Source organism: Variovorax sp. GW821-FHT09D05, assembly GCF_059416325.1.
Genome location: NZ_JBWKOZ010000015.1, coordinates 46018 through 71142, shown reverse-complemented (window position 1 = coordinate 71142; position 25125 = coordinate 46018). Strand labels below are relative to the sequence as shown.

General features: G+C 67.9%; 23 protein-coding genes. 9 read left to right on the top strand and 14 right to left on the bottom strand.

Annotated elements, in window-relative coordinates:
- Positions 1-193 precede the first annotated feature (193 nt).
- Genes AC07O3_RS31865 through mtgA form a run of 5 tightly spaced genes read left to right on the top strand, consistent with a single transcriptional unit; the run spans position 194 to position 5424 of the window.
- Positions 194-787: a YqiA/YcfP family alpha/beta fold hydrolase gene (locus AC07O3_RS31865; RefSeq protein WP_093056235.1), complete on the top strand. Its 594-nt coding sequence runs from the start codon at positions 194-196 to the stop codon at positions 785-787.
- A gap of 47 nt (positions 788-834) precedes the next feature.
- Positions 835-2901 carry a ribonuclease catalytic domain-containing protein gene (locus AC07O3_RS31860; RefSeq protein ID WP_495341242.1) on the top strand — a complete coding sequence of 689 codons (2067 nt, stop codon included), beginning with the start codon at positions 835-837 and terminating at the stop codon, positions 2899-2901.
- A 49-nt stretch (positions 2902-2950) separates the two neighbouring features.
- A complete protein-coding gene (locus tag AC07O3_RS31855; RefSeq protein WP_093056238.1) occupies positions 2951-3805 on the top strand; it encodes an energy transducer TonB in 855 nt (284 codons plus the stop codon).
- Between the two features lie 30 nt (positions 3806-3835).
- A complete protein-coding gene (gene aroE, locus AC07O3_RS31850) occupies positions 3836-4684 on the top strand; it encodes a shikimate dehydrogenase (RefSeq protein WP_495341241.1) in 849 nt (282 codons plus the stop codon).
- Positions 4681-5424, top strand: a complete 744-nt coding sequence (gene mtgA, locus AC07O3_RS31845) for a monofunctional biosynthetic peptidoglycan transglycosylase (RefSeq protein ID WP_097200128.1) — start codon at positions 4681-4683, stop codon at positions 5422-5424. The genes aroE and mtgA overlap by 4 nt, the downstream gene beginning before the upstream one ends.
- On the opposite strand, the gene AC07O3_RS31840 is transcribed toward mtgA, so the two are convergent.
- Complete coding sequence (locus AC07O3_RS31840) at positions 5390-5809, bottom strand: ribosomal maturation YjgA family protein (protein ID WP_354338902.1); 420 nt, start codon at positions 5807-5809, stop codon at positions 5390-5392. The two genes, mtgA and AC07O3_RS31840, sit on opposite strands and share 35 nt — an antisense overlap.
- Positions 5810-5818: 9 nt before the next feature.
- On the opposite strand from AC07O3_RS31840, the gene AC07O3_RS31835 reads away from it, so the two are divergent.
- A complete protein-coding gene (locus AC07O3_RS31835) occupies positions 5819-6691 on the top strand; it encodes a lysophospholipid acyltransferase family protein (protein WP_495341240.1) in 873 nt (290 codons plus the stop codon).
- A gap of 4 nt (positions 6692-6695) precedes the next feature.
- Positions 6696-7685, top strand: coding sequence for a phosphatidate cytidylyltransferase (locus AC07O3_RS31830; protein WP_093078616.1), 990 nt, complete (start codon positions 6696-6698; stop codon positions 7683-7685).
- Between the two features lie 6 nt (positions 7686-7691).
- Here AC07O3_RS31830 and AC07O3_RS31825 read toward each other — a convergent pair whose 3' ends face one another.
- Entirely contained in the window at positions 7692-9755 is a 2064-nt protein-coding gene (locus AC07O3_RS31825) for a tetratricopeptide repeat protein (protein WP_495341239.1), read from the bottom strand.
- Between the two features lie 150 nt (positions 9756-9905).
- On the opposite strand from AC07O3_RS31825, the gene ruvC reads away from it, so the two are divergent.
- Complete coding sequence (gene ruvC / locus AC07O3_RS31820; protein ID WP_093056250.1) at positions 9906-10454, top strand: crossover junction endodeoxyribonuclease RuvC; 549 nt, start codon at positions 9906-9908, stop codon at positions 10452-10454.
- Between the two features lies 1 nt (position 10455).
- Here ruvC and AC07O3_RS31815 read toward each other — a convergent pair whose 3' ends face one another.
- A complete protein-coding gene (locus tag AC07O3_RS31815) occupies positions 10456-11778 on the bottom strand; it encodes an alpha-methylserine aldolase (RefSeq protein ID WP_495341238.1) in 1323 nt (440 codons plus the stop codon).
- Positions 11779-11895: 117 nt separating this feature from the next.
- Here AC07O3_RS31815 and AC07O3_RS31810 point away from each other — a divergent pair, with 117 nt between their 5' ends.
- A complete protein-coding gene (locus AC07O3_RS31810) occupies positions 11896-12855 on the top strand; it encodes a LysR family transcriptional regulator (RefSeq protein WP_489017395.1) in 960 nt (319 codons plus the stop codon).
- Between the two features lie 6 nt (positions 12856-12861).
- Here the strand turns inward: AC07O3_RS31810 and AC07O3_RS31805 are convergent, their stop codons facing one another.
- The 11 genes from AC07O3_RS31805 to murD all read right to left on the bottom strand — a co-directional run bounded on the left by AC07O3_RS31805 (position 12862) and on the right by murD (position 25121).
- The gene (locus tag AC07O3_RS31805; RefSeq protein WP_495341237.1) at positions 12862-13341 is read right to left on the bottom strand and encodes a hypothetical protein; all 480 of its coding nucleotides are present in this window, start codon (positions 13339-13341) and stop codon (positions 12862-12864) included.
- A gap of 69 nt (positions 13342-13410) precedes the next feature.
- The gene (locus tag AC07O3_RS31800) at positions 13411-13587 is read right to left on the bottom strand and encodes a hypothetical protein (protein ID WP_164713437.1); all 177 of its coding nucleotides are present in this window, start codon (positions 13585-13587) and stop codon (positions 13411-13413) included.
- Between the two features lie 23 nt (positions 13588-13610).
- Positions 13611-14534, bottom strand: coding sequence for a UDP-3-O-acyl-N-acetylglucosamine deacetylase (gene lpxC / locus AC07O3_RS31795; protein ID WP_176928810.1), 924 nt, complete (start codon positions 14532-14534; stop codon positions 13611-13613).
- Between the two features lie 255 nt (positions 14535-14789).
- Positions 14790-16004 carry a cell division protein FtsZ gene (gene ftsZ / locus AC07O3_RS31790; RefSeq protein ID WP_093056258.1) on the bottom strand — a complete coding sequence of 405 codons (1215 nt, stop codon included), beginning with the start codon at positions 16002-16004 and terminating at the stop codon, positions 14790-14792.
- A 170-nt stretch (positions 16005-16174) separates the two neighbouring features.
- Positions 16175-17404 (bottom strand): cell division protein FtsA, encoded by a 1230-nt coding sequence (ftsA, locus tag AC07O3_RS31785; RefSeq protein WP_007832444.1) that lies wholly within the window; start codon positions 17402-17404, stop codon positions 16175-16177.
- A gap of 30 nt (positions 17405-17434) precedes the next feature.
- On the bottom strand, positions 17435-18223 hold the full coding sequence (locus AC07O3_RS31780; protein ID WP_093078611.1) for a cell division protein FtsQ/DivIB: 789 nt from the start codon (positions 18221-18223) through the stop codon (positions 17435-17437).
- Positions 18224-18225: 2 nt separating this feature from the next.
- Complete coding sequence (locus AC07O3_RS31775; protein WP_495341236.1) at positions 18226-19197, bottom strand: D-alanine--D-alanine ligase; 972 nt, start codon at positions 19195-19197, stop codon at positions 18226-18228.
- Positions 19194-20672, bottom strand: coding sequence for a UDP-N-acetylmuramate--L-alanine ligase (gene murC / locus AC07O3_RS31770; RefSeq protein WP_093056264.1), 1479 nt, complete (start codon positions 20670-20672; stop codon positions 19194-19196). The genes AC07O3_RS31775 and murC overlap by 4 nt, the downstream gene beginning before the upstream one ends.
- Positions 20669-21730 (bottom strand): undecaprenyldiphospho-muramoylpentapeptide beta-N-acetylglucosaminyltransferase, encoded by a 1062-nt coding sequence (murG, locus tag AC07O3_RS31765; protein ID WP_495341235.1) that lies wholly within the window; start codon positions 21728-21730, stop codon positions 20669-20671. Before murG ends, murC begins: the two co-directional genes overlap by 4 nt.
- The gene (ftsW, locus tag AC07O3_RS31760; protein WP_093056268.1) at positions 21727-23025 is read right to left on the bottom strand and encodes a putative lipid II flippase FtsW; all 1299 of its coding nucleotides are present in this window, start codon (positions 23023-23025) and stop codon (positions 21727-21729) included. Before ftsW ends, murG begins: the two co-directional genes overlap by 4 nt.
- A complete protein-coding gene (murD, locus tag AC07O3_RS31755; RefSeq protein WP_495341234.1) occupies positions 23022-25121 on the bottom strand; it encodes a UDP-N-acetylmuramoyl-L-alanine--D-glutamate ligase in 2100 nt (699 codons plus the stop codon). The genes ftsW and murD overlap by 4 nt, the downstream gene beginning before the upstream one ends.
- Between the last annotated feature and the right edge of the window lie 4 nt (positions 25122-25125).

Here is a 25125-nt window from a genome sequence, read left to right as displayed (position 1 = left end):
CGGCGCACCCCGAACCGGGGCACGCGAAATGCCGGCGCGCCTCGGGCTCTCAGTAAGCTATGGCCTTACCGAAGAACCTCGTCCGGCGGGTTTTTTGTATGTTGGAAGCGGCCTCGCGAGAACAGACCTCATGCAGAATTACCCGTTCCCGGCAAGCGAGGTGCGACGCCCGCACCTCCCGTCTTTTCCTCGCATGGATCCGCAAACCACACACCTGCTTTACCTGCACGGTTTCCGTTCTTCGCCTCGTTCGACCAAGGCCCGGATCGTCGCGGAGCGCGTGGCGCGGCAGCATCCGAATCTGCAGTGGTGGTGCCCGCAATTGCCACCGTCGCCGCACGATGCCATCGACATGGTGATGAAGGGCATCGCGCACTGGCCGCGCAAGTCGATGGCGGTGGTGGGCTCGTCGCTCGGCGGCTACTACGCCACCTACGTGGCCGGCATGACGCGTTGCCGCGCGGTGCTGCTCAACCCGGCCGTGCATCCCGCGCGCGACCTCACGCGCTACATCGGCGACCAGACCGTCTGGCACGACCCCGCCGAGCATTTCTACTTTCGTCCCGAATACATCCACGAGCTTCGTGCGATGGAAGTCGGCCCGCTCACGCGGCCCGAACGCGTGTTCGCGATCATCGCCAAGGGTGACGAGGCGCTCGACTGGCACGAAATGTCCGCGCGCTACCCCGACAGCAACATCAAGCTGCTCGAGGGCAGCGACCATGCCCTGTCGGATTTCGAAAAGGCCCACCTGGACGACGTGATGGCCTTCATCAACCCGGTCTGAGCACAGCTGGGCCGAGCGGGCCCATCCTGCATGGGACAATCCGCGCCATGTTTGTATTGTTTGAAGAAGCCGGCAAGTACCTCGGCGGCCGCGTGCTGTCGGAGGCCGAAGCATCGGCACAAGTCGAGCTCGAAACCGGCAAGCGCGTCAAGGTCAAGGGCGCCAACATCGTGCTGCGTTTCGAGAAGCCGTCGCCCGCCGATCTGATCGCCGAGGCGCGCTCGCTCGCCGCCGCCCTCGATCTCGACCTCGCCTGGGAATTCGCGCCCGAGGGCGAATTCGTCTTTGCCGAGCTGGCCGCCGAATATTTCAGCGAAAAGCCCTCGCTCGCCCAGCAGGCGGCCGCCCTGTTCGCGCTGTTCGAGGCGCCGCACTACTTCCGCCGCGCGGGCAAGGGGCGCTTCAAGAAGGCGCCGGCCGAGATCGTGCAGCAGGCGCTGGCCGCCATCGAGAAGAAGAAGGTCATCCAGGCGCAGATCGCCGAGTGGGCCGCGCAGCTGGCCGAGGGCATTTGCCCCGCGCCCGTGCGCGAGCAGCTCTACAAGATCCTGTTCCGCCCCGACAAGAACGCCCCCGAATACAAGGCCGTGGTCGATGCCGCGCGCGCCACGCAGCGTCCGCCGCTCGACCTGCTGGAGCGCGCTGGCGCCATCGACTCGCCCTACCAGTTCCACTGGCGGCGCTTCCTGTTCGAGAACTTCCCCAAGGGCACGGGCTTCCCCGCGCTCGCGGCGCCCGCCATCGTGGACGACCTGCCCGTGGCCGCCGAGGTGCAGGCCTTCTCGATCGACGATTCGCAGACCACCGAAATCGACGACGCGCTCTCTGTGCAGGGCCTCGGCACAGGCACCATCACGGTGGGCATCCACATTGCCGCGCCGGCCCTGGCGCTCACGCCCGGCAGCGCCATCGACAACGTGGCGCGTGCGCGCATGTCGACGGTCTACATGCCGGGCTACAAGATCACGATGCTGCCCGACGAGGTGGTCAACACCTACACGCTGCTCGAAGGCGGCGACCGCCCGGCCGTGTCGCTGTACGCGCGCTTCGACGAAGCCACGCTGGAGCTGCAAGGCACCGAAACGAAGCTGGAGCGCGTGCCCATCGTGGCCAACCTGCGCCACGACCAGCTCGACACCGTCGTCACGCAGCCATGGCTCGAAGACGCGTCCTTCCAGAGCGACAACACGCCCGAAGCCGCAGCAAAACTGCGCGCCCCGCTCTCGTTCCTGTTCCGCCTTGCCAAGCAGCTGAAGGCGCAGCGCGAAGTGGTGCGCGGCAAGCCCGAGAACTTCAACCGGCCCGACTACAACTTCCGCCTCGTCGGCAACGATGGCGAGCCCACCGGCAGCGAGCAGGTGCAGATCAGCACGCGCCAGCGCGGCGCGCCGCTCGACCTGATCGTGTCCGAAGCGATGATCCTGGCCAACAGCAGCTGGGGCGGCTGGCTCGGCGAGCTGGGCGTGCCCGGGCTCTACCGCAGCCAGGCCAGCCTCGCGCCCGGCATCAAGGTGCGCATGGGCACGCGCGCACTGCCGCACGCGGGCCTTGGCGTGAAGAGCTACGCTTGGAGCACCTCGCCCCTGCGCCGCTACACCGACCTCGTGAACCAGTGGCAGATCATCGCGGCCGCGCGCCACGGCAAGACCGCGGCACTGGCCGCGCCCTTCAAGCCGAAGGACGCCGACCTGTTCTCCATCCTCTCTGGCTTCGACGCGGCCTATGCCACGTACAACGCCTACCAGGGCGGCATGGAACGCTTCTGGACGCTGAAGTACCTGCAGCAGCAGGGCATCACCGAGCTCGAAGCCACCGTCATCAAAGACCTGCCGAACGGCGCGCTGGTGCGTGCCGAAACGCTGCCGCTGGTGTTCCCCGTGGCTGGCCAGCAGGAACGCGGCGCCCGCCTGCGCGTGAAGCTCGGCGAGATCGATGAGATCGCGCTCGACGTGAGCGGCACGGTGCTCGAACGCCTCGACACGCCGAAGGCCGATGCGGCCCTCGCAGACGAAAGCGATGAGGGCGACGAAGAAGAAGTGGTCGCAGGCCCGATCGCCATTGCCGTCGACCTGAGCGACAGCGAGGCTGCTGCGCCCGAAAACACACCCGCATGAATTTCGGCGGATCGTCCGAAGAAATGCGGCCCCTGGAGGAGTTTCGAGAATGAACTTCAAGGACCTCAGCACGCTGCAGATTGCACTGGGCGTGTCGGTCATTGCGCATGCCGCACTGCTCGCGGTGCGCTTCGTCGATCCCGAATCGTTCAACAAGGTCTTCAGCGACACACCGCTCGAAGTGATCCTGGTCAACAGCAAGACCAACGACAAGCCCGACCCGAGCGCCCGGCTGCGGGCCCAGACCTCGCTTGCAGGCGGCGGCGACCTCGACAAGGGCCGCGCAACCAGCCCGCTGCCACCGTCGAGCTTCACCACCGTCGGTGATTCGTTCGAAGATGCGCAGCGCAAGGTCGACGCGATGCAGACCGAGCAGATGCAGATGCTCACCCAGCTCAAGCGCGACTTGGCAGCGATGCCGGCGCCCGACCCGCGCAACCCCGGGGACCCGACCGAGGCCACCGCGCAGGAAGAAAAGCGCCGCCAGATGATCAATCTGCTGGCCGAAATCGAGCGGCGCGTAAACGAAGAAAACGCACGCCCGAAGAAGCGCTTCCTGAGCCCCTTCACGCGCGAAGCGGCCTTCGCCACCTACGTCGATTCGCTGCGCCGCCGGGTGGAAGCGCAGGGCACCGCCAACTTTCCGACGCTCGCCGGCAAGAAGCTCTACGGCGAGCTGACGATGACCATCACGGTCAACTTCGACGGCCGCCTGCTCTCGACGGTGGTCGATGAAAGCTCGGGCATTGCGTTGCTGGACAAGCGCGCCCAGGCCATCGTTGCCAGCGTCGGCAACTTCGGCACCTTCACCGACGCGATGCGCAAGGAGCACGCCGACCAGATCGTGATCCGGCCGCACTTCCGGTTCGCGCACGACGGGTCGGTCGAACTCTCCTCGCAGTAGAAGCAGACGCAACAAAAGAAGGCAGACGCCATGGACCTGTACTGCGTCATGGGCAACCCCGTCGAGCACAGCCGCTCGCCGCGCATCCACGCACGTTTTGCCGAGCTCTGCGGCCAGCAGATGGACTACAGCCGGCGGCTGATTCCGCTCGGCGCGTTTGCCGAAGGCATCGCGGCCTTTCGCAGCGAAGCCGCCGAACGCGGCGACACCGCGCGCGGCTGCAACATCACCGTGCCCTTCAAGTTCGAGGCCGCTGCGCTCGCGCAGCACACCAGCGAACGCGCCCTGCTCGCGCAGGCGGTCAACACGCTGCGCTTCGACGCCGACGGCAGCATCCATGCGGACAACACCGACGGCATCGGCCTGGTCAACGACATCGTTCGCAACGCGGCCGTGCCGCTACAAGGCAAGGCGCTGCTGCTGATCGGCGCAGGCGGTGCGGCGGCCGGCGTGCTCGGCCCGCTGCTCGACGCGGGCGCTTCGCGCGTCGTGGTGGCCAATCGCACCGTGGGCAAGGCCGTCGAGCTGGTTCGCCGCCATGCGGCCATTGCGCTGCGCCACGGCGCATCGCTCGAAGCCTGGGCGCTCGACGAAGTGCCGGGCGCCTTCGACGTGGTGGTCAACGCCACCGCCTCCAGTCTCGCGGGCGATGCAGTGCCCGTTAAGGCCAGCGTGCTGCGCGCCGGCGGACTCGCGGTCGACATGATGTACGGCCCTGCGGCAGCGGGCTTCATGGCCTGGGCCGAGGCGCATGGCGCGGTCGCGCGCGACGGGCTCGGCATGCTGGTCGAGCAGGCTGCCGAGTCCTTCGAGATCTGGCGCGGCGTGCGGCCTCCTTCCGCGCAAGTGCTGGCTGAAGTTCGAGCCGAGCTGAAATGAAGGCAGTGCTGCGCCTGATCGCCTGCCTCGTGGTGGCGGGCGTGGCACTCGAGTTGTTCTTCGTGGTGCGCATCGCGGCGATGACCGTGCTCGATCCGCAGAGCACCGCATTCCAGCGCTCCGAGGCTTTTCAGATCGCCATCCACCAAGGCAGCGGAGCCGGCTGGCGGCAGGAGTGGGTGCCCTACGCGCAGATCAACGACACGCTCAAGCGCGCCGTCATCGCGAGCGAAGACGCCGGCTTCGTCGACCACAACGGCGTGGAGTGGGAAGCCATCGAGCGCGCCCGCCAACGCAACGCCAGGGCCGAAGAACTCGCCGCCAAGCGCGCAGCGCGCGCGGTGGCGCGCGGCAAGCCGGTACAGCCGGTGCGCCTGCGCGGCGGCTCGACCATCACGCAGCAGCTTGCGAAGAACCTGCTGCTGTCCGGCGAGCGCACCTTGCTGCGCAAGGGCCAGGAGCTGGTGCTTGCCACGCTGCTCGAAGTGCTGCTCGACAAGCGGCGCATCCTAGAGATCTATCTCAACAACGTCGAGTGGGGCGAAGGCGTGTTCGGTGCCGAGGCGGCCTCGCAGTACTACTTCCGCAAGCCGGCCTCGCGCCTTGGCACCAACGAGGCCGCGCGCCTGGCAGTGATGCTGCCGAGCCCCAAGTTCTTCGAGCGCCGGATCGGCTCGCCCTACCTGAGCGGGCGGGCGTCGACGGTCATGGCGCGGATGCCTGCGGCCGAGCTGCCCTGACGACCGCATCGCGCAGGCTCTCGATGGCCAGCACGGCAGCAAAGCCGATCACGTAGGCCAGCACGTCCCACCAGTCGGCCGTGCTGCCGAGCACGATGCGCAAGGCGCGGTTCGGAATGTGCAGCTGCCACGCCGCCGCAAGGTACTGCCCGAGCTCGACCGCAAGGCCCACGCCCAGCGCTGCCAACGCCAGGGGCAGCACGCGCGCGCCAATCACCGTCCTGAAGACGAAGTAGACCCACACCACGGCCAGCACGTCGCCGAAGAAGCTGCGCAGCCAGCCCCAGCGCGCGCCGACGGTGGCCAGCAGCACGAGAACGAGAAACAGGGCCACCGCCCACACGAGTGAAAGAGGATCGAAACGCCATCGCATGGCCCGTATCATCGCGCCCATATGCTGGCAAAGCTCACGGGTTGGTTGTTGTTGGGAATCGTCCGGTTGCTCACTGGCGCACAGGCGCGCTGGTATGGCTGTCCGCCGAAAGCCGAGCAGCGCATCTATTTCGCCAATCACCAGAGCCACGCTGACCTCGTGATGATCTGGGCGGCGCTGCCTGAAGAGTTGCGCAGCATCACTCGGCCCATCGCGGCGCGTGACTACTGGGCCAACACGCCGGTCAAGCGCTGGATCACGACGGAGGTGTTCAACGCGGTGTACGTGGAGCGACAGGCGTCGGCGCCTGCTGCAGCAGCGGCACCTCCTGTACTCGCACCTGTGGTGGCCGAAGCCTTGCCACCGCAACGCCCGCCGATGCCTGCCGAGCGCATCGAGCCCTCGATGGAACCTCTGCTGCCCTTGACGCCGCCGGCACCGCCCGCAGAGACCGCGCCCGAAGCACAGGGCCGGCTCGACCTTCCCGAGCCGCCCGCTCCACCGCCTCCTCCAGAGTCGCCACCGCCCGCGGCGCCCGAAGAAGTCCCGGTCGCTGCACCGGCCCCAGCCGTCGATCCACTCGCCCCCCTCGTCGAAGCGCTGCGAAGCGGCGACTCCATCATCATCTTCCCCGAAGGCACGCGCGGCCACACGGGCGAGCCGCAGAAGTTCAAGTCGGGCCTCTACACGCTCGCCACCATGTTCCCCGAGGTGGTGCTGGTGCCGGCATGGATCGACAACGTGCAACGCGTGATGCCCAAAGGCGAGATCGTGCCGGTGCCCATCCTCTGCTCCGTCACCTTCGGCGCGCCGATCCGCGTCGAAGAAGACGAAGAACGCCGGCCCTTCCTCGACCGGGCGCGCGCCGCGGTGATCGCCTTGCGCGACGTCTGACGACATGAACCAGTTCCTGCGCAACCTGACCCCGACCCAGCAAGTCGCGGCGCTCTTCCTCATCATCTTCGGCGTGCTCGTGATCGTGAGCACCACCGCCTTCTTCCTGAGCTTCAGGGAAAAGCGCAACCCCGTGCACGACGCCACCTGGCAGGCCGAGCTCGCGCACTTTCGCGCACTGCTGGGCACCACCTGGTTCATGGTCATCATTTTCTGGATCGGCTGGGCACTGGGCGAAACCGTGGCCACCGTGCTGTTCGCGCTGATCTCCTTCTTCGCGCTGCGCGAGTTCATCACGCTCTCGCCCACGCGGCGCGGCGACCACCGCAGCCTGATCCTCGCCTTCTTCGTGGTGCTGCCGATCCAGTTCTGGCTGGTGGCCACGGCGCGCTTCGACCTGTTCACCGTGTTCATCCCGGTGTACGTGTTCCTCGCGATACCGGTGGCGAGCGCGCTGGCCAACGACCCGAGCCACTTCCTGGAGCGCAACGCCAAGCTGCAGTGGGGCATCATGGTCTGCGTCTACGGCATGAGCCACGTGCCGGCGCTGCTGCTGCTGAGCTTTCCGGGCTACGAGGGCAAGAGCGCGTTCCTCGTGTTCTTCCTGGTGTTCGTGGTGCAGACCTCGGTGCTGGTGCAGCACCTGATATCGCGCCGCACACAGCGCGCGCCCTTCGCGCCCAACGTGAGCCGCAGCTTCAACTGGACCAGCTGGGGCATCGGCATCGTGGTGGCGAGCCTGGTGGGAGCGCTGTTCTCGTTCATCACGCCGTTCAAGTTCGGGCAGGCGCTCGCGGTGTCGGTCATTGCCTGCATCGCGGGGTCGATGGGGCACCTGGTGATGAAGGCGCTCAAGCGCGACCGGGGCATTCCGAACTGGGGCCAGAAGGGCGTTGGCGTGACCGGTGCGAACGGTCTGCTGGACCGCGTCGATGCCCTGTGCTTCGCCGCCCCCATCTTCTTTCACTCCATCCGCTGGTACTTCAACGCCTGAGCCTCATCAGGCCTTGCGGCGCACCACGCGGTCGAAGGCCTGCTTCGCCGCGCGTCCGAAGGCCTTGGCCTTCAGCGCCTGCAGCTCGCGCGTCAGCCGCGTGCGCTGCTCGGCCGACAACGCCGTGCCGAAACGGCCCAGCGCGGCTTCGAGTGCCGCGCGCTGCGCCTCCACACGACCTTGCCGGCCCTCGGCCTCGGCCAGCCATTCGCAGGCATTGGCGACGCGTTCGCGCAGCGCGGCATCGCCTGTATCGCCGAAGCGCGCAATGAGCGCGCGATAAGCCTTGGCCTGCCCCACGGGATCGCCGAGCTTGTCGAGCGCCTTGGCCTTGTTGATCATCGACTTGGCGGCCCACAGCTGCAGCGTGCCTTCCCTCGCGCCGGTGGTGCGCGCGATGGCCTCGTCGTAGCAGGCCACGGCCGCCTTGAGCTGGCCGGTCTGGCGCAGCGTGGCGCCCTTGCGAAACAGCGCGCCGACCACGCGCCCGCGCAGGTCCGGCAGCTCGGAGTTGCCCCAGCGCGCGACGATCTCGTCGTGCACCCGCATCTCGTCGTCGTGCAGGCCGAGGCGATCGAGCGCGGTGCTCTTGTACTGCAGGCACAGCGCGACCGTCTCCTGCATCTCCGTCGACGGATCGGCGCCGTAGCGCGCGTCCATCGCGTCGGCTGCGGCTATCACTTCGGCAAAGCGATCCAGCGCGACCAGGCAGAAGGCCTTGTGGACGAGCGCCCGCGCGCACTGGCGGCGCAGCTCGGGATGGGGCGATGCGGAATACGCGGCCAGCACTTCGTCGAACAGTGCGATGGCCTCGCGCGACTCGCCCGCATCGCCGTGCTTGCGGCCCTGTTTGACCTTGTCGCGCACCTCGTCGCGCAGCTCGGGCGGCAGCTCCGTATCGGCCTTGCGCAGTCGCTTCAGGCAAGCCTGGCGGCCAGCGTTGGCCTTGGACAGGGTGTCCTGCAGCTCGGGCGTGGGCGTGTCCTTCAGCTGCTTCGCGAGTTGCTCGTACACCGCGAGCGCTTCCTCGGGCCGGTTGAGCCGTTCGAGCAGCACGAAGCCCTTGTTGAGCAGTGCGCTCGCCACGGTGCGCTGCACTGCGGCGTCGTTGTCGGCGCCGAAGGTGGCGAGCAGCCGCTCGCAGGCGGCCAGCGCGACTTCTCCGTCGTCCTGCTCGCGCAACCCCACCGACCAGTCGTAGGCACGGCGCACGGCCATGCGGCGCACCTGCGACGACTCGTCGCGGCCGTAGCGGTCGAGCAGCCAGCCGACCAGCTCGGCGCGGTTCGCGTGCTCGTCGATGCCGAAGCCGTCGAAGAACAGCGTCAGCGCCCGCACGCCTTCGATGCGCAGCTCGGGCGCCGCGTCGGCGAGGCCGGCCTCGATCTGGTCGGCCACGGCCAGGCACATCACCTGGGCCTGCGCGTGCTGCGCCAGTTCGCGCAGGTTCAGCACCGAGGCCAGGCGCGCACGCGCCACGCGCAGCACCACGCCGGGGTCGGTGCTGCCGTCGAAGCGCTCGATCGCTGCTTCCAGCGTGGCCAGCGCATCCTGCGGCAGGCCGCGGTGATGTTCGATCTCGGCCTTCAGCAGCCGGGCCTCCACGCGCCACGCGTCGAGCGCGGCATCGGGCTGGCTGTCGAGCAGATCGCTCATGGCATCGCAGGCTTCGCAGCGCGCCTCGGGCTCGTCGATCCACCAGGTGCGCTGATACAGCGCATGGGCGATGTGCTCGCGGATCGCGGGCTCGCTGCGCTGGCCGTGCGCGGCGATCAGGCGGTCGAGGGTGGCGAGCGCGTCGGCGGGGCGATGCATCTGGCGCAGCATGTGCGCCAGCAGGCGCAGCGCCTGGCAGCAGGGCACGACCACGCCGACGTCGGGCCTGGCTGCGTACTCGTCGAGCAGACGGGTACAGGCGGCCAGTGCCTCGTTGCGGCGGCCCAGGTCGTTGAGCAGTTCGATGCGGCGGAAGCTCGCGGCCGCGCGTTCGGCGGGGTGCTGCTGCAGGCGTTCGATCAAGGCTTGCGCCTCGTCCAGTTGCCGCTGCGCGGAGGACTCGACTACATTCACATTCGCTTCCTTGTGTGGCGCGCCCTGCGGAAAGCGGGGCAGACTGTACGAATCGGCACGGATTCTGCCCGCGATAGCGCTGCTTTCGAGCGATAGTTCGGTCCCTTCTCTCTCCTCTTTGCACTGGCGTAAGCCTTTTCGCTTCCTTTCATGCGCATTCTTGGCATCGACCCCGGCTTGCAGACCACCGGCTTCGGCGTGGTCGACGCGGACGGCCATGCGCTGCGCTACGTGGCCAGCGGCACCATCAGTACCCGGCACCTGGGCACCGGCAACCTGCCGGCGCGCCTGAAGGTGCTGTTCGACGGCATCGCCGAGATCACCGCGCGCTACCAGCCCGATGCGTCGGCGGTCGAAATCATCTTCGTCAACGTCAACCCGCAGTCGACGCTGCTGCTGGGACAGGCACGCGGCGCCTGCGTGACCGCGCTGGTGAGCAACAACCTCTCGGTGGCCGAGTACACCGCGCTGCAGATGAAGAAGGCGGTGGCCGGCCACGGCCAAGCCGCCAAGGCGCAGGTGCAGGAGATGGTGCGACGGCTGCTCGAGTTGCCTGGCTTGCCGGGCGCCGACGCGGCGGACGCGCTGGGCATTGCCATCACGCATGCGCAGGTGGGACGGTCGATGGCGCGGCTCGCGGAAGCGGCCGAGCTGTCGAAGACGCATGCCGGCACCTACCGGCAAGGGCGCTCGCGCTGACTCAGCGCACGATGTAGCGCAGTTCGCCGAGGCGCTTGCGGCGCTCTCGCACTTCAGCGGCCACGGCGGCCGCATCGCCTGCCAGAGCCCGCGCGATCCAATCTGCCAGCTGCGGCATGTCGTCTGGCGTGAAGCCCAGTCGCACGATCTCCGGCACGCCGAGCCGCAGGCCGTTGATGTCTCCCTCCACGGGTGCGATCGGCAGGCCGATGCCGCAGGCCAGCAGGCCGCCCTGCGCGAGCTTCTTCGCCGCATGCTGCCCGCCACCCCAGCGCGCCGCTTCGACCGCAAGCTGGTGCGACTGCGTGAAGCCGCGCGCCTTCGCGAACACGGGCAGGCCTTGCGCATCGAGCGCACGCGCCAGGGCCTGCGCGGTCTCGCGCATCGCGGCCGCATAGGCAACGCCATGCACCTTCCAGTCGAGCAGCCCGCGAGCCAGCGCGGCGGTGCGGCCTGCATCCGAGTTGGCCGTGAGGCCGGGGTAGGCGATGGCGTCGATGCGCTCCATCAGCGCCGCGTCGTTCGACACAATCAGCCCGCCTGCCGGGCCGCCCAGGCTCTTGTAGGTGCTCATGGTGATCGCATGCGCCCCCTGTTCGAGCGGCTGCGGCCACGCCTTGCCGGCCACCATGCCCGAGAGGTGCGCAGCATCGAACAGCAGCTTTGCGCCCACGCTGTCGGCGATCTCGCGGATCGCAGGCACCGGGTGCGGGAACAGGTTCAGGCTGCCGCCGATGGTGATGAGCTTCGGCTTCACCTCGCGCGCCAGCTTCGCCAGCGCGACCACATCGACCGTGTAGCCGTCGGCATCCACCGGCGCGGAGACAGGCTTCAGGCCATAGAGCCCGGCCGCGCCCGCCGCATGGTGCGTGACGTGGCCGCCGATGCTGGGCGGCGGCACGATGATCGTGTCGCCGGGCTGGCAGGTCGCCATGAACACGTAGAGATTCGACAGTGCGCCGGAGCTTACGCGCACTTCGGCGAACTTCGCGCCGAACACCTCGGCTGCGAGCTCGGCCGCGACGACCTCGATGCGCTCGATGGCTTCCAGTCCCATCTCGTACTTGTCACCGGGATAGCCGAGCGACGGACGCGAGCCGAGCCCGCGCGACAGCAGCGCTTCGGCGGCCGGGTTCATCACGTTGGTGGCGGGGTTGAGGTTCAGGCCCTCGACGTCGTGGATGCGGTGGTTGTCGGCCACCAGCCGTTCGATCTCGGCAGCGACGCCCACCGCGTCGCGCGCAGCGGCATCGGCGGCAATGGAGAGCACGTGGTCTTCGCTGGCGGCGGGAACCCAGGGGCGACGTTGCAGGGCGGCTGGCATGCGGTGGATCTCGCTGGAAGTGGTGAATGGCCGCATCGTCGCCTGCCGCCGCCGGCCGGGCAAACCGGATAATCTGGGCCTGGGCCCTAGAAAAACTTGGCCTGAAGGATTGCTTCGATGCCGCTCGCACCGCCCCGCCCCCGCCTGCCGCCGCACACGGCCGTGCGCGCCTTCGAGGCCGCAGCGCGCCACGGCAGCTTCGCGCGCGCAGCCGAAGAACTCTTCGTCACGCCGGCCGCCGTCGCACAGCAGATCAAGACGCTGGAGACATGGGCCGGCGGCGCGCTGTTCGAGCGGCACAGCCAGGGTATTCGCCTCAGCGCGCACGGGCGGCGCGCGCTGCCGGCGCTCAGCGCTGCCGTCGACCAGCTCGGCCTCGCAGTACAGGCGCTGCGCCACGAGACGCAGACCGCCGCGCGCCGCAGCACGCTGCAGGTGGCCGCCCTGCCGGCCGTGGCGCAGCTGTGGCTGTCGCCCCGGCTCTCCCGGCTGAAGGCCGCACTGCCCGGCGTGCAGGTGTCCGTCACCGCGTTGGAGCAGCCGCCGAACTTCCGCCGCGAGCCTTTCGATCTCGGCTTGTTCTATGCGCGGGCCGGTGAGCACATCGAGGCTGCTGTCGGCGCGCAGGCGATTCCGCTCGTGCGCGACCGGCTGCTGCCGGTGTGCAGCCCGCGCCTGCAGCAGCCGTTGCCCAGCGGGCGTCCTCGCTCGCTCGATGACCTGGCGGATCTGCTCGCGCGCTGCGGCGGTTTGCACGACACCGTGTGGCGCGACGATTGGCCGCGTTGGCTGCAGGCTGTTCGCCCCGGCTTCACGGCAGTCGAAGCCGAAGCGATGGCTGCCGGGCCGGACTTCTCGCTCTACAGCCTCGCGCTGCAGGCCGCGCTCGATGGCGAAGGAGTGTTGATGGGCCGTGAGCGGCTCGTTGCGCCATTGCTTGCGCAAGGCAAGCTGCATGCGCCTTGGGGACGGCCGAAGGCGGTGGGAGACACGGTCATGCTGCTGGTGCCTGCGCACCGCAAGGGGCCGCTGCTCGCACAGCAAGTGCAGGCCCTGCAGGCACTCGCCGCAGCCTGAGCAGCCCTATCGCCGGAAATCCAATCGCCCGTTGGGCCAGCGGCCGTCGATCCGGCGGTTGTCGACGATCAGGCCCACCCAGGGCTGCGTGATGGCCGGATTGCCCAGGTTGATGTAACGGCCCACAAGCATGTCGGGGTCGACATAGCGGACATCGAGCAGTGCCTGCCGCGCGCCGCCATCCCAATCGAACAGCAGGTAGAACCGGCTGCCGGCCACCCGCACGGTGGCCTTGCCCTGCTTCCACGCAGCTTCGGAATCACCGGGGATCGTCGGATCGGCGCCTCCATTCCAGCGGCTGGACCATGCGCCGACGATCGAGGACGACGCATCGTTCACCGATGTGCCCCACGCAGGCGCGTTCGGGTCATCGGGCCCGCCGTGCAGTTCGATGTTCTCGGCAAACGCTTCGATATCTGCGCCCTCCGGGTCGGGCGCATCTTCAACGCCGAATGGATTCCGGCTGGGGGATGTGTTGGTGTTCATGGCGCCATCGTGCGCCGGAGTGTGCTGCCACGCATGCCGTTTCCGGACACGCGAACGAGGACGCGAAGGCTACGCCACCCGCTCGGCGATCAGCACTGCGAAGAAGCCGAACGCCGCCAGCAGCGTCCACTTCAACACGATCCATCCGATGCGCCGGTACTTGGCCTGCCCCGTGCCCGCATAGAACGCAAAGCACACGCCCGCCACCAAAAGAAGCAGCAGGATGGCCCAGCGGAAAAGAAGCATGTGGGACTAAAAGCGGACGTGGCCTACCAGGCCCGGGCGACTTCGCCGAAACCGCGCGGTGCACGCTTCTCGTCCTCGAAGGTCACGACTTCGTAGGCATCGCTGTGCGAAAGCAGTTCGCGCAGCAGCTTGTTGTTGAGCGCATGACCCGAGCGGAACGCGGTGTAGGCCGCCAGCAGCGGCTTTCCGATGATGTACAGGTCGCCCATGGCGTCGAGGATCTTGTGCTTCACGAACTCGTCGTCGTAGCGCAGGCCGCCCGCATTGAGCACCTTGGTGTCGTCCATCACGATGGCGTTGTCGAGACCGCCACCAAGCGCGAGGCCCTTGCTGCGCATGTACTCGACTTCCTTGGTGAAGCCGAAGGTGCGCGCGCGTGCGATGTCGCGGCTGTACGAGTCGGTGCCCAGGTCGAACTCCACGCGCTGGCCGGTGGAATTGACCACGCGGTGGTCGAAGTCGATCTCGAAGCTCAGCTTGTAGCCGTGGTACGGCTCCAGGCTCGCCCACTTCTCGTTGGCGCCCTCGCCTTCGCGCACCTCGACCTTGCGGGTCACGCGGATGAAGCGGCGCGGCGCCTTCTGCAGCGCGATGCCCGCGCTTTGCAGCAGGAACACGAAGGACGAAGCCGATCCGTCGAGGATCGGCACTTCGTCGGCCGTGATGTCGATGTAGAGGTTGTCGATGCCCAGCCCGGCGCAGGCCGACATCAGGTGTTCGACGGTCTGCACCTTGGCACCGCCGGTGGAAACGGTGGATGCAAGGCGCGTGTCGGTGACCGCCTCGGCGGTCATGCGGATCTCGGCCGGCTCGGGCAGGTCGACGCGGCGGAACACGATGCCCGTGTCGGCAGGAGCCGGTCGCAGGGTCAACTCCACGCGTTGGCCGCTATGGAGCCCCACGCCCACGGCGCGGCTGATCGACTTGAGGGTTCGTTGTTGCAGCACGGCCGGGATTTTAGGCGCGCGACGGGCATGGCGCCCTATGCCCCTCGCTATGGCACCGATAGACATGGGTTCTATGCAATCCCGCCAAATTGGCGCGAAATGGACGCAAAGGGCACGAGGTGAGCGCAGCGCCTAGAGCCAGCAGACGTCCCTTTCAGGTCGTCCCTGTGCCCCTTGCGAACCCTCGTGCCCTCTGCGTTTGGTCGAGTTCACCCCGCGATGGCCTCCAGCGAGACCATCGAATGGGGTGTCCTCTTAATCAGCCTGGCGGCGCAGGAAGGCCGGGATCTCGAAGTCGTCCATGCCGCCCGAAGACAGCGCGTCCACCTTCGCTGCAGCCATCGTGCGGTTGGTGCGCCACACGCTGGGAACGGCCATGCCGTCGTAGTTGGGCTGGCTGTGGCCGCCACCACTGGCGTGCCCCGTACCACCGAGCGTCGGCACGTTGAACGGGATGTTGTCGGTGCCGGTGCGGATCACTTCCAGCGTAGGTGCCTGGCGGCGGGCATCGGCACGCGACAGGCCGGTGGCCACCACCGTCACGCGCATCTCGTCGCCGAGGCTGTCGTCGTATGCAGCGCCGTAGATCACGTGCGCGTCCGGCGAAGCGTAGGCACGGATGGTGTTCATCGCGAGCTTCGATTCGTTCAGCTTCAGCGAGCCCTTCGACGCCGTCACCAGCACCAGCACGCCCTTGGCGCCCGAGAGGTCGATGCCTTCGAGCAGCGGGCAGGCCACGGCCTGCTCGGCTGCGATGCGCGCGCGGTCCGGGCCAGCTGCGGCAGCGGTGCCCATCATGGCCTTGCCGGGTTCGCCCATCACGGTGCGCACGTCTTCGAAGTCGACGTTCACGCCGCCGTACTCGTTGATGATTTCCGAGATGCCGCCCACGGCGTTCTTCAGCACGTCGTTGGCTTGCGCAAAGGCTTCGTCCTGCGTGACGTCTTCGCCCAGCACGTCGAGCAGCTTCTCGTTGAGCACCACGATCAGTGAATCGACGTTGGCTTCGAGCTCGGCCAGGCCGGCGTCGGCGTTGGTCATGCGGCGACCGCCTTCCCAGTCGAAGGGCTTGGTCACCACGCCCACGGTGAGGATGCCCATTTCCTTCGCGACGCGCGCGATGACCGGAGCAGCGCCGGTGCCGGTGCCGCCGCCCATGCCGGCCGTGATGAACAGCATGTGCGCGCCGTCGATGGCCGCGCGGATGTCGTCCACCGCGAGCTCGGCCGCTTCACGGCCCTTGTCGGGCTTGCTGCCCGCACCCAGGCCGCTGGTGCCGAGCTGGATGATCTTGTGCGCGCTGCTGCGCTGCAGTGCCTGTGCGTCGGTGTTCGCGCAGACGAACTGAACGCCCTGCACACCGCGCTCCATCATGTGGGCGACCGCATTGCCGCCGCCACCGCCAACACCGATCACCTTGATCTGCGTGCCCTGATTGAACTCTTCGACTTCGATCATTTCGATGGTCATTTTTAACTCCTTGAATCTTGCAGTTGCCGTTGTGTGTCTATGAATAATTCTTGTGCCGTGACGAGATCAACGATGCGTCCGTCACGATGGTGGACCTGTTCGTCGCCATCGCTCGTTGAAATGCAATGGAGGGCTGCCACGCGCGAGCCAGAGTGGAGACTTGATCATGGCTAGAAATTCCCCACGATGAAGTCTTTGAAACGTCCGAATGCAGTCTTTACCGACCCATTCTTCTGCGCGACCTTGAAGCCACGCATGCGCGCGAACCGTGCTTCTTCGAGCAGGCCCATCACCGTCGCTGCGCGAGGCTGCGCGACCATATCTGACAGCGCGCTCGAATACTTCGGGATGCCGCGGCGCACGGGCTTCAGGAAGATGTCTTCGCCGAGCTCGACCATGCCGGGCATCACCGCGCTGCCGCCCGTGAGCACCACGCCCGACGACAGCACCTCTTCGTAGCCCGACTCGCGCACCACCTGCTGCACCAGCGAGAAGATCTCTTCGATGCGCGGCTCGATCACGCCGGCCAGCGCCTGCTTGCTCAGCATGCGCGGGCCGCGGTCGCCGAGGCCCGGCACTTCGACCTGCGTGTCGGGGTCGGCCAGCAGTTGCTTGGCATAGCCGTTCTCGACCTTGATGTCTTCCGCGTCCTTCGTCGGCGTGCGCAGCGCCATGGCGATGTCGCTCGTGATGAGGTCGCCCGCGATCGGGATCACGGCCGTGTGGCGGATCGCGCCGTTGGTGAAGATCGCCACGTCGGTCGTGCCCGCGCCGATGTCAACGAGCACCACGCCGAGTTCGCGCTCGTCCTCGGTCAGCACCGCCTGGCTCGAGGCCAGCGGGTTCAGCATCAGCTGGTCGACTTCGAGGCCGCAGCGGCGCACGCACTTGATGATGTTCTCGGCCGCGCTCTGCGCACCGGTCACGATGTGCACCTTGGCCTCGAGCCGCATGCCGCTCATGCCGATCGGCTCCTTCACGTCCTGGCCGTCGATCACGAACTCCTGCGGCTCCACCAGCAGCAGGCGCTGGTCGCTGGAGATGTTGATGGCGCGCGCCGTCTCCACCACGCGGGCCACGTCGGCGGGCGTCACTTCCTTGTCCTTCACCGCCACCATGCCGCTCGAATTGATGCCGCGGATGTGGCTGCCGGTGATGCCGGTGTAGACGCGGCTGATCTTGCAGTCGGCCATCAGCTCGGCCTCTTTCAGGGCCTGCTGGATGCTCTGCACGGTGGCGTCGATGTTCACCACCACGCCGCGCTTCAAGCCGTTGCTCGGCGCAATGCCGAGGCCGGCCAGCTTGAGCTCGCCTCCGGGCAGCACTTCGGCCACGACCACCATCACCTTGGCGGTGCCGATGTCGAGTCCTACGACCAGGTCTTTGTATTCTTTAGGCATTGAGATATGTCCTCGATTTCTCGATGAGCGCTACTTGATTTTTCTTGGGGCCTCTGGCGAGACCGTGGTGACGCCGCGCAGCCGCAATGCATACGCGTCGTTGTGTCGCAGGTCGGCGCCCTCGACGTCGGCCATCGTGCGGCGGTACTGGCCCGCGACCTGGGTCACGGTCTTCAGGAACCGCTGCAGGCGGGCCGTCACCTCCTCGCTCTGGCCGCGGCCGAGCTCTATTTCGGCACCGCTGTCGAGCACCACCTTCCAGCTTCCCCGGCTCGACAGCGTGAGCTCGTCGATGCTCATGTCGTAAGGCTGGAACTGTGGCTGCAGCACGCGGTACATCCCCAGCACCTGGCCGGCCTGTTCGATCGGGCCGTCCAGGCGCGGCAGGTTGTCGTCCACCTCCGCCACGTTGGCCTCGAACACGTCGCCGAAGCCGTTGATCAGCTTCGAGCCCGCGTCGTCGCCCCAGTTGGCAACCGGCACCTGCTCGGTCAGCGTCACGCGCAGCTTGTTCGGGAACTCGCGCCGCACCACCGCGCTGCGCACCCACGGCACCGACTCGAAGGCGGCGCGTGCGCGCCCCAGGTCGATGGTGAAGAAGTTGCCCGTGAGCTGCGGCGCCACATTGGCGCGCAGCGTGACTGCGTTGTTGTGCGTGACCTCGCCGTCCACCTTGATGCCGCCGATGGGGAAGAAAGGCTGCCGCAGCACCCACCACGCACCCGCCGCCAGCAGCATGAGCGCCACCATCGCGAAGGCAATGTTCGCGACGATGTTCATGAGCTTGACGTCGAAGGGAGCGGGGATGCTGTCGGCCATGGCTATAGCGAGCCTCCCGTTGCGTCGAGCGCAGCCGAGGCCAGCACCCGCAGGCACAGGTCTTCGTACGCGATGCCCGCGGCGCGGGCCGACATCGGCACCAGCGAATGGCTGGTCATGCCGGGCGAGGTGTTCATCTCCAGCAGGAAGGGCTTGCGGTCGCTGGCGCGGATCATCACGTCGGCGCGGCCCCAGCCGCGGCAGCCGAGCGTGCGATAGGCGGCCAGCGTGATGCGCTGGATCTCGTGCTCTTCCGCTTCGGGCAGGCCGCTCGGGCACTGGTACTTCACGTCGTCGGTGAAGTACTTGTTCTGGTAGTCGTAAGCGCCTTCGGGTGCGGAGATGCGCACCACCGGCAGCGCGCGCGCGTCGAGCCCGTGGCCGAGCACGGCGCAGGTCACTTCCTCGCCTTCGATGAATTCCTCGCAGAGCACGTCGGCGTCGTACTTGGCCGAGAGCGTGATCGCGTCCTCCATCTGCGAGTAGCCCTCGACCTTGGTCACGCCGATGGAGGAGCCCTCGCGCGGCGGCTTCACGATCAGCGGCAGGCCGAGCACGTCGGGCACGGCCATGATCTGCTCGCGGCTTTGCTGGTCGAAGGCCAGGCGCACGTACTTGGGCGTCGGCAGGCCGTCAGCCTGCCAGATGCGCTTGGTCATGACCTTGTCCATGGCCACGCTGGAAGCCATCACGCCCGAGCCGGTGTAGGGAATGCCGAGCAGTTCGAGCGCACCCTGCACCGTGCCGTCTTCGCCGTGGCGGCCGTGCAGCGCGACGAAGCAGCGCACGAAGCCTTCGCGCTTCAGGTCGGCCAGATCGCGCTGCGAGGGGTCGAAGGCGTGCGCATCGACACCGCGCGAGCGCAGGGCTTCGAGCACGCCGGTGCCCGACATCAACGAGATTTCGCGTTCGGCGGAACTACCGCCGAACAGCACGGCAACCTTGCCGAAAAGTTTGGGGTCCTGAAGGCTCATGAGGCCCTCCCTTTGCGCGAATCGCGCTGCGATGTTGAGGGTGCTACGGCGGTGACCGCCGCTGCGCCGAGTTCGACGACCTTGCCCGGTACCGCGCCAATGGAGCCGGCGCCCATGGAAAGCACCACGTCGCCCGCGCGGGCGTTGTCGAGAATGGCTTGCGGCATGGCGGCGATGTCGTCGACGAACACCGGCTCGACCTTGCCGGCCACGCGCAGCGCGCGCGCCAGCGTGCGGCCATCGGCCGCCACGATGGGCGCCTCGCCCGCGGCGTAGACCTCGCCGAGCAACACGGAGTCGGCCGTGCCGATGACTTTCACGAAGTCTTCGAAGCAGTCGCGCGTACGGGTATAGCGGTGCGGCTGGAAGGCCAGCACCAGCCGGCGGCCCGGGAACGCGCCGCGTGCGGCGGCGATGGTGGCCGCCATCTCGACAGGGTGATGGCCGTAGTCGTCGATCACGGTGAAGGTGCCGGCCCCACCTTCGTTATGGCCGCCTTGCACAGCCACGTCGCCATAGCTCTGGAAACGTCGGCCCACGCCCTTGAAACCTGCGAGGCCGCGCTGCACGGCTTCGTCGGGAATGCCGAGTTCCACGGCCACCGCGATCACCGACAGCGCATTGCGCACGTTGTGCTCGCCCGGCAGGTTCAGCACGATGGGCAGGTCGGGCAACGTCACGCCGTTGCGGCGCTGCGCGGTGAAGTGCATCTGGCCGCCGACGGCGCGCACGTCGATGGCGCGCACCTGCGCGTCCTCGCCAAAGCCGTAGCTGGTGACCGGGCAGGTCACGTCGGCCACGATCTCGCGCACCGCCGGATCGTCGGTGCAGAGAATGGCCACGCCGTAGAACGGCATGCGGTGCAGGAAGTCGACGAAGGCTTTCTTGAGCTTCGCGAAATCGTGCCCGTAGGTCTCCATGTGGTCGGCGTCGATGTTCGTGACCACCGCCATCACGGGCAGCAGGTTCAGGAACGAGGCGTCCGACTCGTCGGCCTCGACCACGATGTAGTCGCCGCTGCCGAGCTGCGCGTTGGCACCCGCGCTGTTGAGGCGCCCGCCGATCACGAAGGTCGGGTCGAGCCCGGCGGCGTCGAGCACGCTCGCCACCAGGCTGGTGGTGGTGGTCTTGCCGTGCGTGCCGGCAATTGCAATGCCCTGCTTCAGGCGCATCAGCTCGGCCAGCATCAACGCGCGCGGCACCACCGGAATGCGCTTCTCGCGCGCGGCCAGCACTTCGGGGTTGTCCGACTGCACGGCGGTGGAGGTGACGACCGCGTCCGCGCCGTCGATGTGCGCGGCGGCGTGGCCCACGAAGGTGCCGATGCCCAGGCCCGCGAGCCGGCGCAGCGTGACGCTATCGGACAGGTCAGAGCCCGTGATCTTGTAGCCCAGGTTCAGCAGCACTTCGGCGATGCCGCTCATGCCGGAACCACCGATGCCCACGAAATGGATGTGACGAATAGCGTGCTTCATTTGGCAAGCTCCTCGCAAGCGCGGACGACCGCCTCGACGGCTTCAGTCTTCTGCATGGTCTTGGCCTTGACGGCCTTTTCGATCAGCGCGGTGCGCTCGGTTTTCTGTAGCAAGTCAGCCAGCAATTCAGGAGTGAGGTCGGCCTGCTGCACGAGCCATCCGCCGCCCGCGTCCACGAGGAAGCGCGCGTTGGTGGTCTGGTGGTCGTCGACCGCCGAGGGGAAAGGCACGAACAGCGCTGCTGCGCCGACGGCCGCGATTTCTGTGACGGTGCTGGCGCCGGCGCGCGCGACGATGATGTCGGCGTCGGCGTACGCCTGCGCGGTGTCTTCGATGAAGGGCGTGAGTTCGCCTTCGACGCCGGCCGCCGTGTAGTTGGCGCGCAGCTCATCGATCTGCTTGGAGCCGCTCTGGTGCAGCACCTGCGGACGCGTGGCCGGCTCGATGCGCGCCAGCGCCTGCGGCACAACAGTGTTGAGGCCGCGTGCGCCGAGGCTGCCGCCCACCACCAGCAATTTCAGCGGACCGGTACGGCCCGCGAAACGCGTGGCCGGATCGGGCTGCGAAGTGAAGGCCGCGCGCAATGGGTTGCCCACCCACTGCGCCTTCTTCAGCACATCGGGGAAGGCTGTGAACACGCGGTCGGCCACGCCCGCCAGCACCTTGTTGGCGAGGCCGGCGACCGAGTTCTGCTCGTGCAGCACCAGCGGCTTGTTGAGCAACACGCCCATCATTCCGCCCGGAAAAGTGATGTAGCCGCCAAGGCCCACCAGCACGTCGGGCTTCACGCGGCGCACCACGCGCAGGCTCTGCCAGAAGGCGCGCAGCAGCTTCAGCGGCAGCAGGAACAGCGTGAGCGGGCCTTTGCCGCGCACGCCGCCGAACTGCACGGGCTCGAAGGCGAAGCCGCGCGGCGGCACGAGTTTTTCTTCCATGCTGCCGGGCGCGCCCAGCCAGTGCACCTGCCAGCCGCGTTCGCGCAGGGCTTCGGCCACTGCGAGACCCGGGAAGATGTGGCCGCCAGTGCCGCCTGCCATGACGAGTGCGGTGCGCGTCATACGCGACCTCCCCGCATCAGCACGCGGTTCTCGTAGTCGATACGCAGCACGATGGCAAGCGCCACGAGGTTCATCAGGATGGCCGAACCGCCGAAGCTCATCAGCGGCAAGGTCAGGCCCTTGGTCGGCAGCGCGCCAAGGTTCACGCCCATGTTGATGAAGGTCTGGAAGCCGAGCCACACGCCCACGCCCTGTGCCACGAGGCCCGAGAACACGCGGTCCAGCGCAATCGCCTGGCGGCCGATGTGCATGATGCGGCGCGTGAGCCAGAGGAACAGGCCGATGATCAGCAGCACGCCGACCAGGCCGAACTCTTCGCCGATCACGGCCAGCAGGAAGTCGGTGTGCGCCTCGGGCAGCCAGTGCAGCTTCTCGACGCTGCCGCCCAGACCCACGCCGAAGATCTCGCCGCGACCGATGGCGATCAGCGAGTGCGACAACTGGTAGCCCTTGCCCAGCGCGTGCTCTTCGCTCCACGGGTCGAGGTACGCAAAGATGCGCTCGCGGCGCCACGGGCTGCTCGCGACGATGGTGCCGAAGGCCACCACCACCAGCGCGGCAATCACGAAGAACATGCGCGCGTTCACGCCGCCCAGGAACAGGATGCCCATGGCGATCACGGCGATCACCATGAACGCGCCCATGTCGGGTTCGGCCATCACCAGCATGCCGACCACCACCACCGCGATGCCCATCGGCAGCACGGCGCGGAAGAAGCGCTCCTTGATCTCCATCTTGCGCACCATGTAGCTGGCGGCGTAGAGCACCATCGCGAGCTTGGCCAGCTCCGAGGGCTGGAAGCGCATGAAGCCCATCGGCAGCCAGCGGCGCGCGCCGTTCACGTTGATGCCGATGTGCGGAATGAGCACGGCCACCAGTAGCAGCAGCGAAGCCACGAAGAGCCAGGGCGCGGCGCGCTCCCAGGTCTTCATCGGGATCTGGAAGGCCAGCAGCGCGGCGATGAACGCGAAGATCACCGAGGCCGCGTGCCGCGTGAGGAAGTACGAGGCGCTGTAGCCCGCGCGTGCAAAGCGCGGGTTGTCGGGCAGCGCGATGGAGGCCGAATACACCATGATCAGGCCCCAGGTCAGCAGCGCGACCGTGACCCAGACCAGCGCCTGGTCGAAACCCAGCACGCGCATCGGCGTGGCTTTTGTCTGCGCGATGCCGGCGCCGCCCAGCCGCACGGGCAGGTGCACGGGCAGCGAGTCGATCCCGCTGCGGGCGCGCCTGAACCAGCCGCCGAAGCGGCTGGTGGATGCGTTGGGCGTGGCGCCTGAGGCGGCAGAGTTCAAACCGTGTCCTCCGTCGTCGAACCGCCCATGCCGCGCGGGCTGTCCTCGTAGGCCTGCACGGCCTCGCGGAACACCTCGGCGCGGTGCGCGTAGTCCTTGAACATGTCGAAGCTCGCACAAGCCGGTGACAGCAGCACGGCGTCGCCGGGGTTGGCGCGTGCGGACGCGAGCTTCACGGCCTCGTCCATCGAAGCGGCATGCAGCAGCGAAACGCCGGTCGATGCCAGCGCGGCTTCGATGAGCGGTGCGTCGCGGCCGATGAGCACCACGGCGCGCGCGTACTGGCGCACGGGTTCGGCCAGCGGCTCGAAGTCTTGTCCCTTGCCATCGCCGCCGAGGATGACGACCACGCGGCGCTCTTCGCCCAGGCCGATCAACGCGGCCACGGTGGCGCCGACGTTGGTGCCCTTGCTGTCGTCGAAGTACTCGACCTCGTCCACGATGGCGATGGGCTCCACACGATGTGGCTCGCCGTGGTATTCGCGCAGGCCGTAGAGCATGGGGCCCAGCGGGCAGTCGGCGGCGCTGGCCAGCGCGAGTGCGGCCAGTGCGTTCATGGCGTTGTGGCGGCCGCGGATGCGCAGCGCGTCGGCGGGCATCAGGCGCTGCAGGAAGATTTCTTCTTCCACCACGGCACCGCGCTTGCGCTTCTGCGTTTCGTCGGCTTCCAGCGCGCGCACCAGCCAGGCCATGCCGTTGACGCGCTCGATGCCGTAGTCACCCGGGCGCAGCGGCATGGCCGCGCCGAAGGTGACGTGCGTGCGGATCTGCGGGCGCTGCAGCTTGACCCGGACGGGCGCGGGCAACATCGCCATCACGCCGGTATCGTCGCGGTTGAGGATCATCAGCCCATGCGCGCCGAAGATGCGCGCCTTGGCCGCCGCGTAGGCCGGCATGTCGCCATGCCAGTCGAGGTGGTCCTGCGTGAGGTTGAGCACGGTGGCGGCCGTGGGCTCGAAGCCCTGCACGCCGTCGAGCTGGAAGCTGGACAGCTCCAGCACCCACACGTCGGGCAGCGTGTCGGCATCCATGTGCGCCGAGAGCGTGTCGAGCAGCGTCGGGCCGATGTTGCCGGCCACGGCCACGGTCTTGCCCGCACGCTCGACCAGCTGGCCGGTGAGCGAGGTGACGGTGGTCTTGCCGTTGGTGCCGGTAATGGCGAGCACCGCGGGCGCATAGCCCTTGGGGGCTTCGGGCTCGACGATGGGCGCCAGCTCGAGCTGCGGCGATTCTTCTTCGACGGCGGCCGAGGCCGGGTTGGTGGCGGAGATTTCGGCGATCTTGGCGACGAACTCCGCGGCTTCCCTGGCGGCGGTCGGGACGTAGGGCTTGCCGGTGACGGGCAGGCGGGAAGCGGTGGCGAGTGCAGGAGCCGAAGCCTCGGAGGACTCGGGGACAACGGCGGGCACCTCCGGCGCGGGCTCGGCCGCCGGCTCGACGACTTCTGCGGCCTCGGGCGGCAGCGGCACGGCGACGCTCATCGACGGATCGCGCGGCATCGCTTCAGCCTGCGCGGGCACGGTCGGCTCGGACGCGGCTTCTGCGGCGACTTCGGGTGCTTCGATTTCGACAGGCTCGGGCTGTTGCTCCGGCTCGGCCACGGCTTCTGCCTGCTCGACGGGCGCGGGCTCGTCCAGCGGCAGTTGCGCCTGCGCCTCCGGCTCGGCGGTTTCCACGGGCGCTTCGGCTGCCGGCTCGATGGGTGCTTCCGCCTCGGATTCCGGCTCAGCCTCGACCACCGGCAGTTCCACCGTCCGCAGGTCCAGCAACGCACGCGCGAACAGATCCAGCTCGCCACCGACCGGCAGGCCGACAGCACGCGCCGCTTCCACCACCGGCGCAATGGTCGCGGGCGACAGCCCCGGCGAGCGATACACCGCGCGGATCGGCGTGCCTTCGACCAGCGCGGCCGAGAACGGCCCGCCGACGAACGTCACCCCGGGCAGCTCCGCCTGCAGCGTCGCGAGCAATGCCGGCGCCTCGCGCGTGTCGGCCACGGTCACGACGGCGCCGTGGCGCGCGCACCAGCGCGTCATCGCCAGCCCGGACGCACCGAGGCCGAGGATGAGAACGGGGAGGTCTTTCAGATGCCGCATGGTT

What these genes read in the sequence shown, in the direction of transcription:
- ruvC (WP_093056250.1), top strand. Translation starts at nt 9,906, where the DNA reads ATGCGCATTCTTGGCATCGACCCCGGCTTGCAGACCACCGGCTTCGGC.
- murC (WP_093056264.1), bottom strand. Translation starts at nt 20,672, where the DNA reads ATGAAGCACGCTATTCGTCACATCCATTTCGTGGGCATCGGTGGTTCC.
- AC07O3_RS31840 (WP_354338902.1), bottom strand. Translation starts at nt 5,809, where the DNA reads ATGATACGGGCCATGCGATGGCGTTTCGATCCTCTTTCACTCGTGTGG.
- aroE (WP_495341241.1), top strand. Translation starts at nt 3,836, where the DNA reads ATGGACCTGTACTGCGTCATGGGCAACCCCGTCGAGCACAGCCGCTCG.
- AC07O3_RS31775 (WP_495341236.1), bottom strand. Translation starts at nt 19,197, where the DNA reads ATGAGCCTTCAGGACCCCAAACTTTTCGGCAAGGTTGCCGTGCTGTTC.
- AC07O3_RS31805 (WP_495341237.1), bottom strand. Translation starts at nt 13,341, where the DNA reads ATGAACACCAACACATCCCCCAGCCGGAATCCATTCGGCGTTGAAGAT.
- AC07O3_RS31780 (WP_093078611.1), bottom strand. Translation starts at nt 18,223, where the DNA reads ATGGCCGACAGCATCCCCGCTCCCTTCGACGTCAAGCTCATGAACATC.
- murG (WP_495341235.1), bottom strand. Translation starts at nt 21,730, where the DNA reads ATGACGCGCACCGCACTCGTCATGGCAGGCGGCACTGGCGGCCACATC.
- AC07O3_RS31800 (WP_164713437.1), bottom strand. Translation starts at nt 13,587, where the DNA reads ATGCTTCTTTTCCGCTGGGCCATCCTGCTGCTTCTTTTGGTGGCGGGC.
- AC07O3_RS31815 (WP_495341238.1), bottom strand. Translation starts at nt 11,778, where the DNA reads ATGCCAGCCGCCCTGCAACGTCGCCCCTGGGTTCCCGCCGCCAGCGAA.
- AC07O3_RS31855 (WP_093056238.1), top strand. Translation starts at nt 2,951, where the DNA reads ATGAACTTCAAGGACCTCAGCACGCTGCAGATTGCACTGGGCGTGTCG.
- AC07O3_RS31835 (WP_495341240.1), top strand. Translation starts at nt 5,819, where the DNA reads ATGCTGGCAAAGCTCACGGGTTGGTTGTTGTTGGGAATCGTCCGGTTG.
- mtgA (WP_097200128.1), top strand. Translation starts at nt 4,681, where the DNA reads ATGAAGGCAGTGCTGCGCCTGATCGCCTGCCTCGTGGTGGCGGGCGTG.
- AC07O3_RS31865 (WP_093056235.1), top strand. Translation starts at nt 194, where the DNA reads ATGGATCCGCAAACCACACACCTGCTTTACCTGCACGGTTTCCGTTCT.
- AC07O3_RS31860 (WP_495341242.1), top strand. Translation starts at nt 835, where the DNA reads ATGTTTGTATTGTTTGAAGAAGCCGGCAAGTACCTCGGCGGCCGCGTG.
- murD (WP_495341234.1), bottom strand. Translation starts at nt 25,121, where the DNA reads ATGCGGCATCTGAAAGACCTCCCCGTTCTCATCCTCGGCCTCGGTGCG.
- AC07O3_RS31830 (WP_093078616.1), top strand. Translation starts at nt 6,696, where the DNA reads ATGAACCAGTTCCTGCGCAACCTGACCCCGACCCAGCAAGTCGCGGCG.
- AC07O3_RS31810 (WP_489017395.1), top strand. Translation starts at nt 11,896, where the DNA reads ATGCCGCTCGCACCGCCCCGCCCCCGCCTGCCGCCGCACACGGCCGTG.
- ftsZ (WP_093056258.1), bottom strand. Translation starts at nt 16,004, where the DNA reads ATGACCATCGAAATGATCGAAGTCGAAGAGTTCAATCAGGGCACGCAG.
- ftsA (WP_007832444.1), bottom strand. Translation starts at nt 17,404, where the DNA reads ATGCCTAAAGAATACAAAGACCTGGTCGTAGGACTCGACATCGGCACC.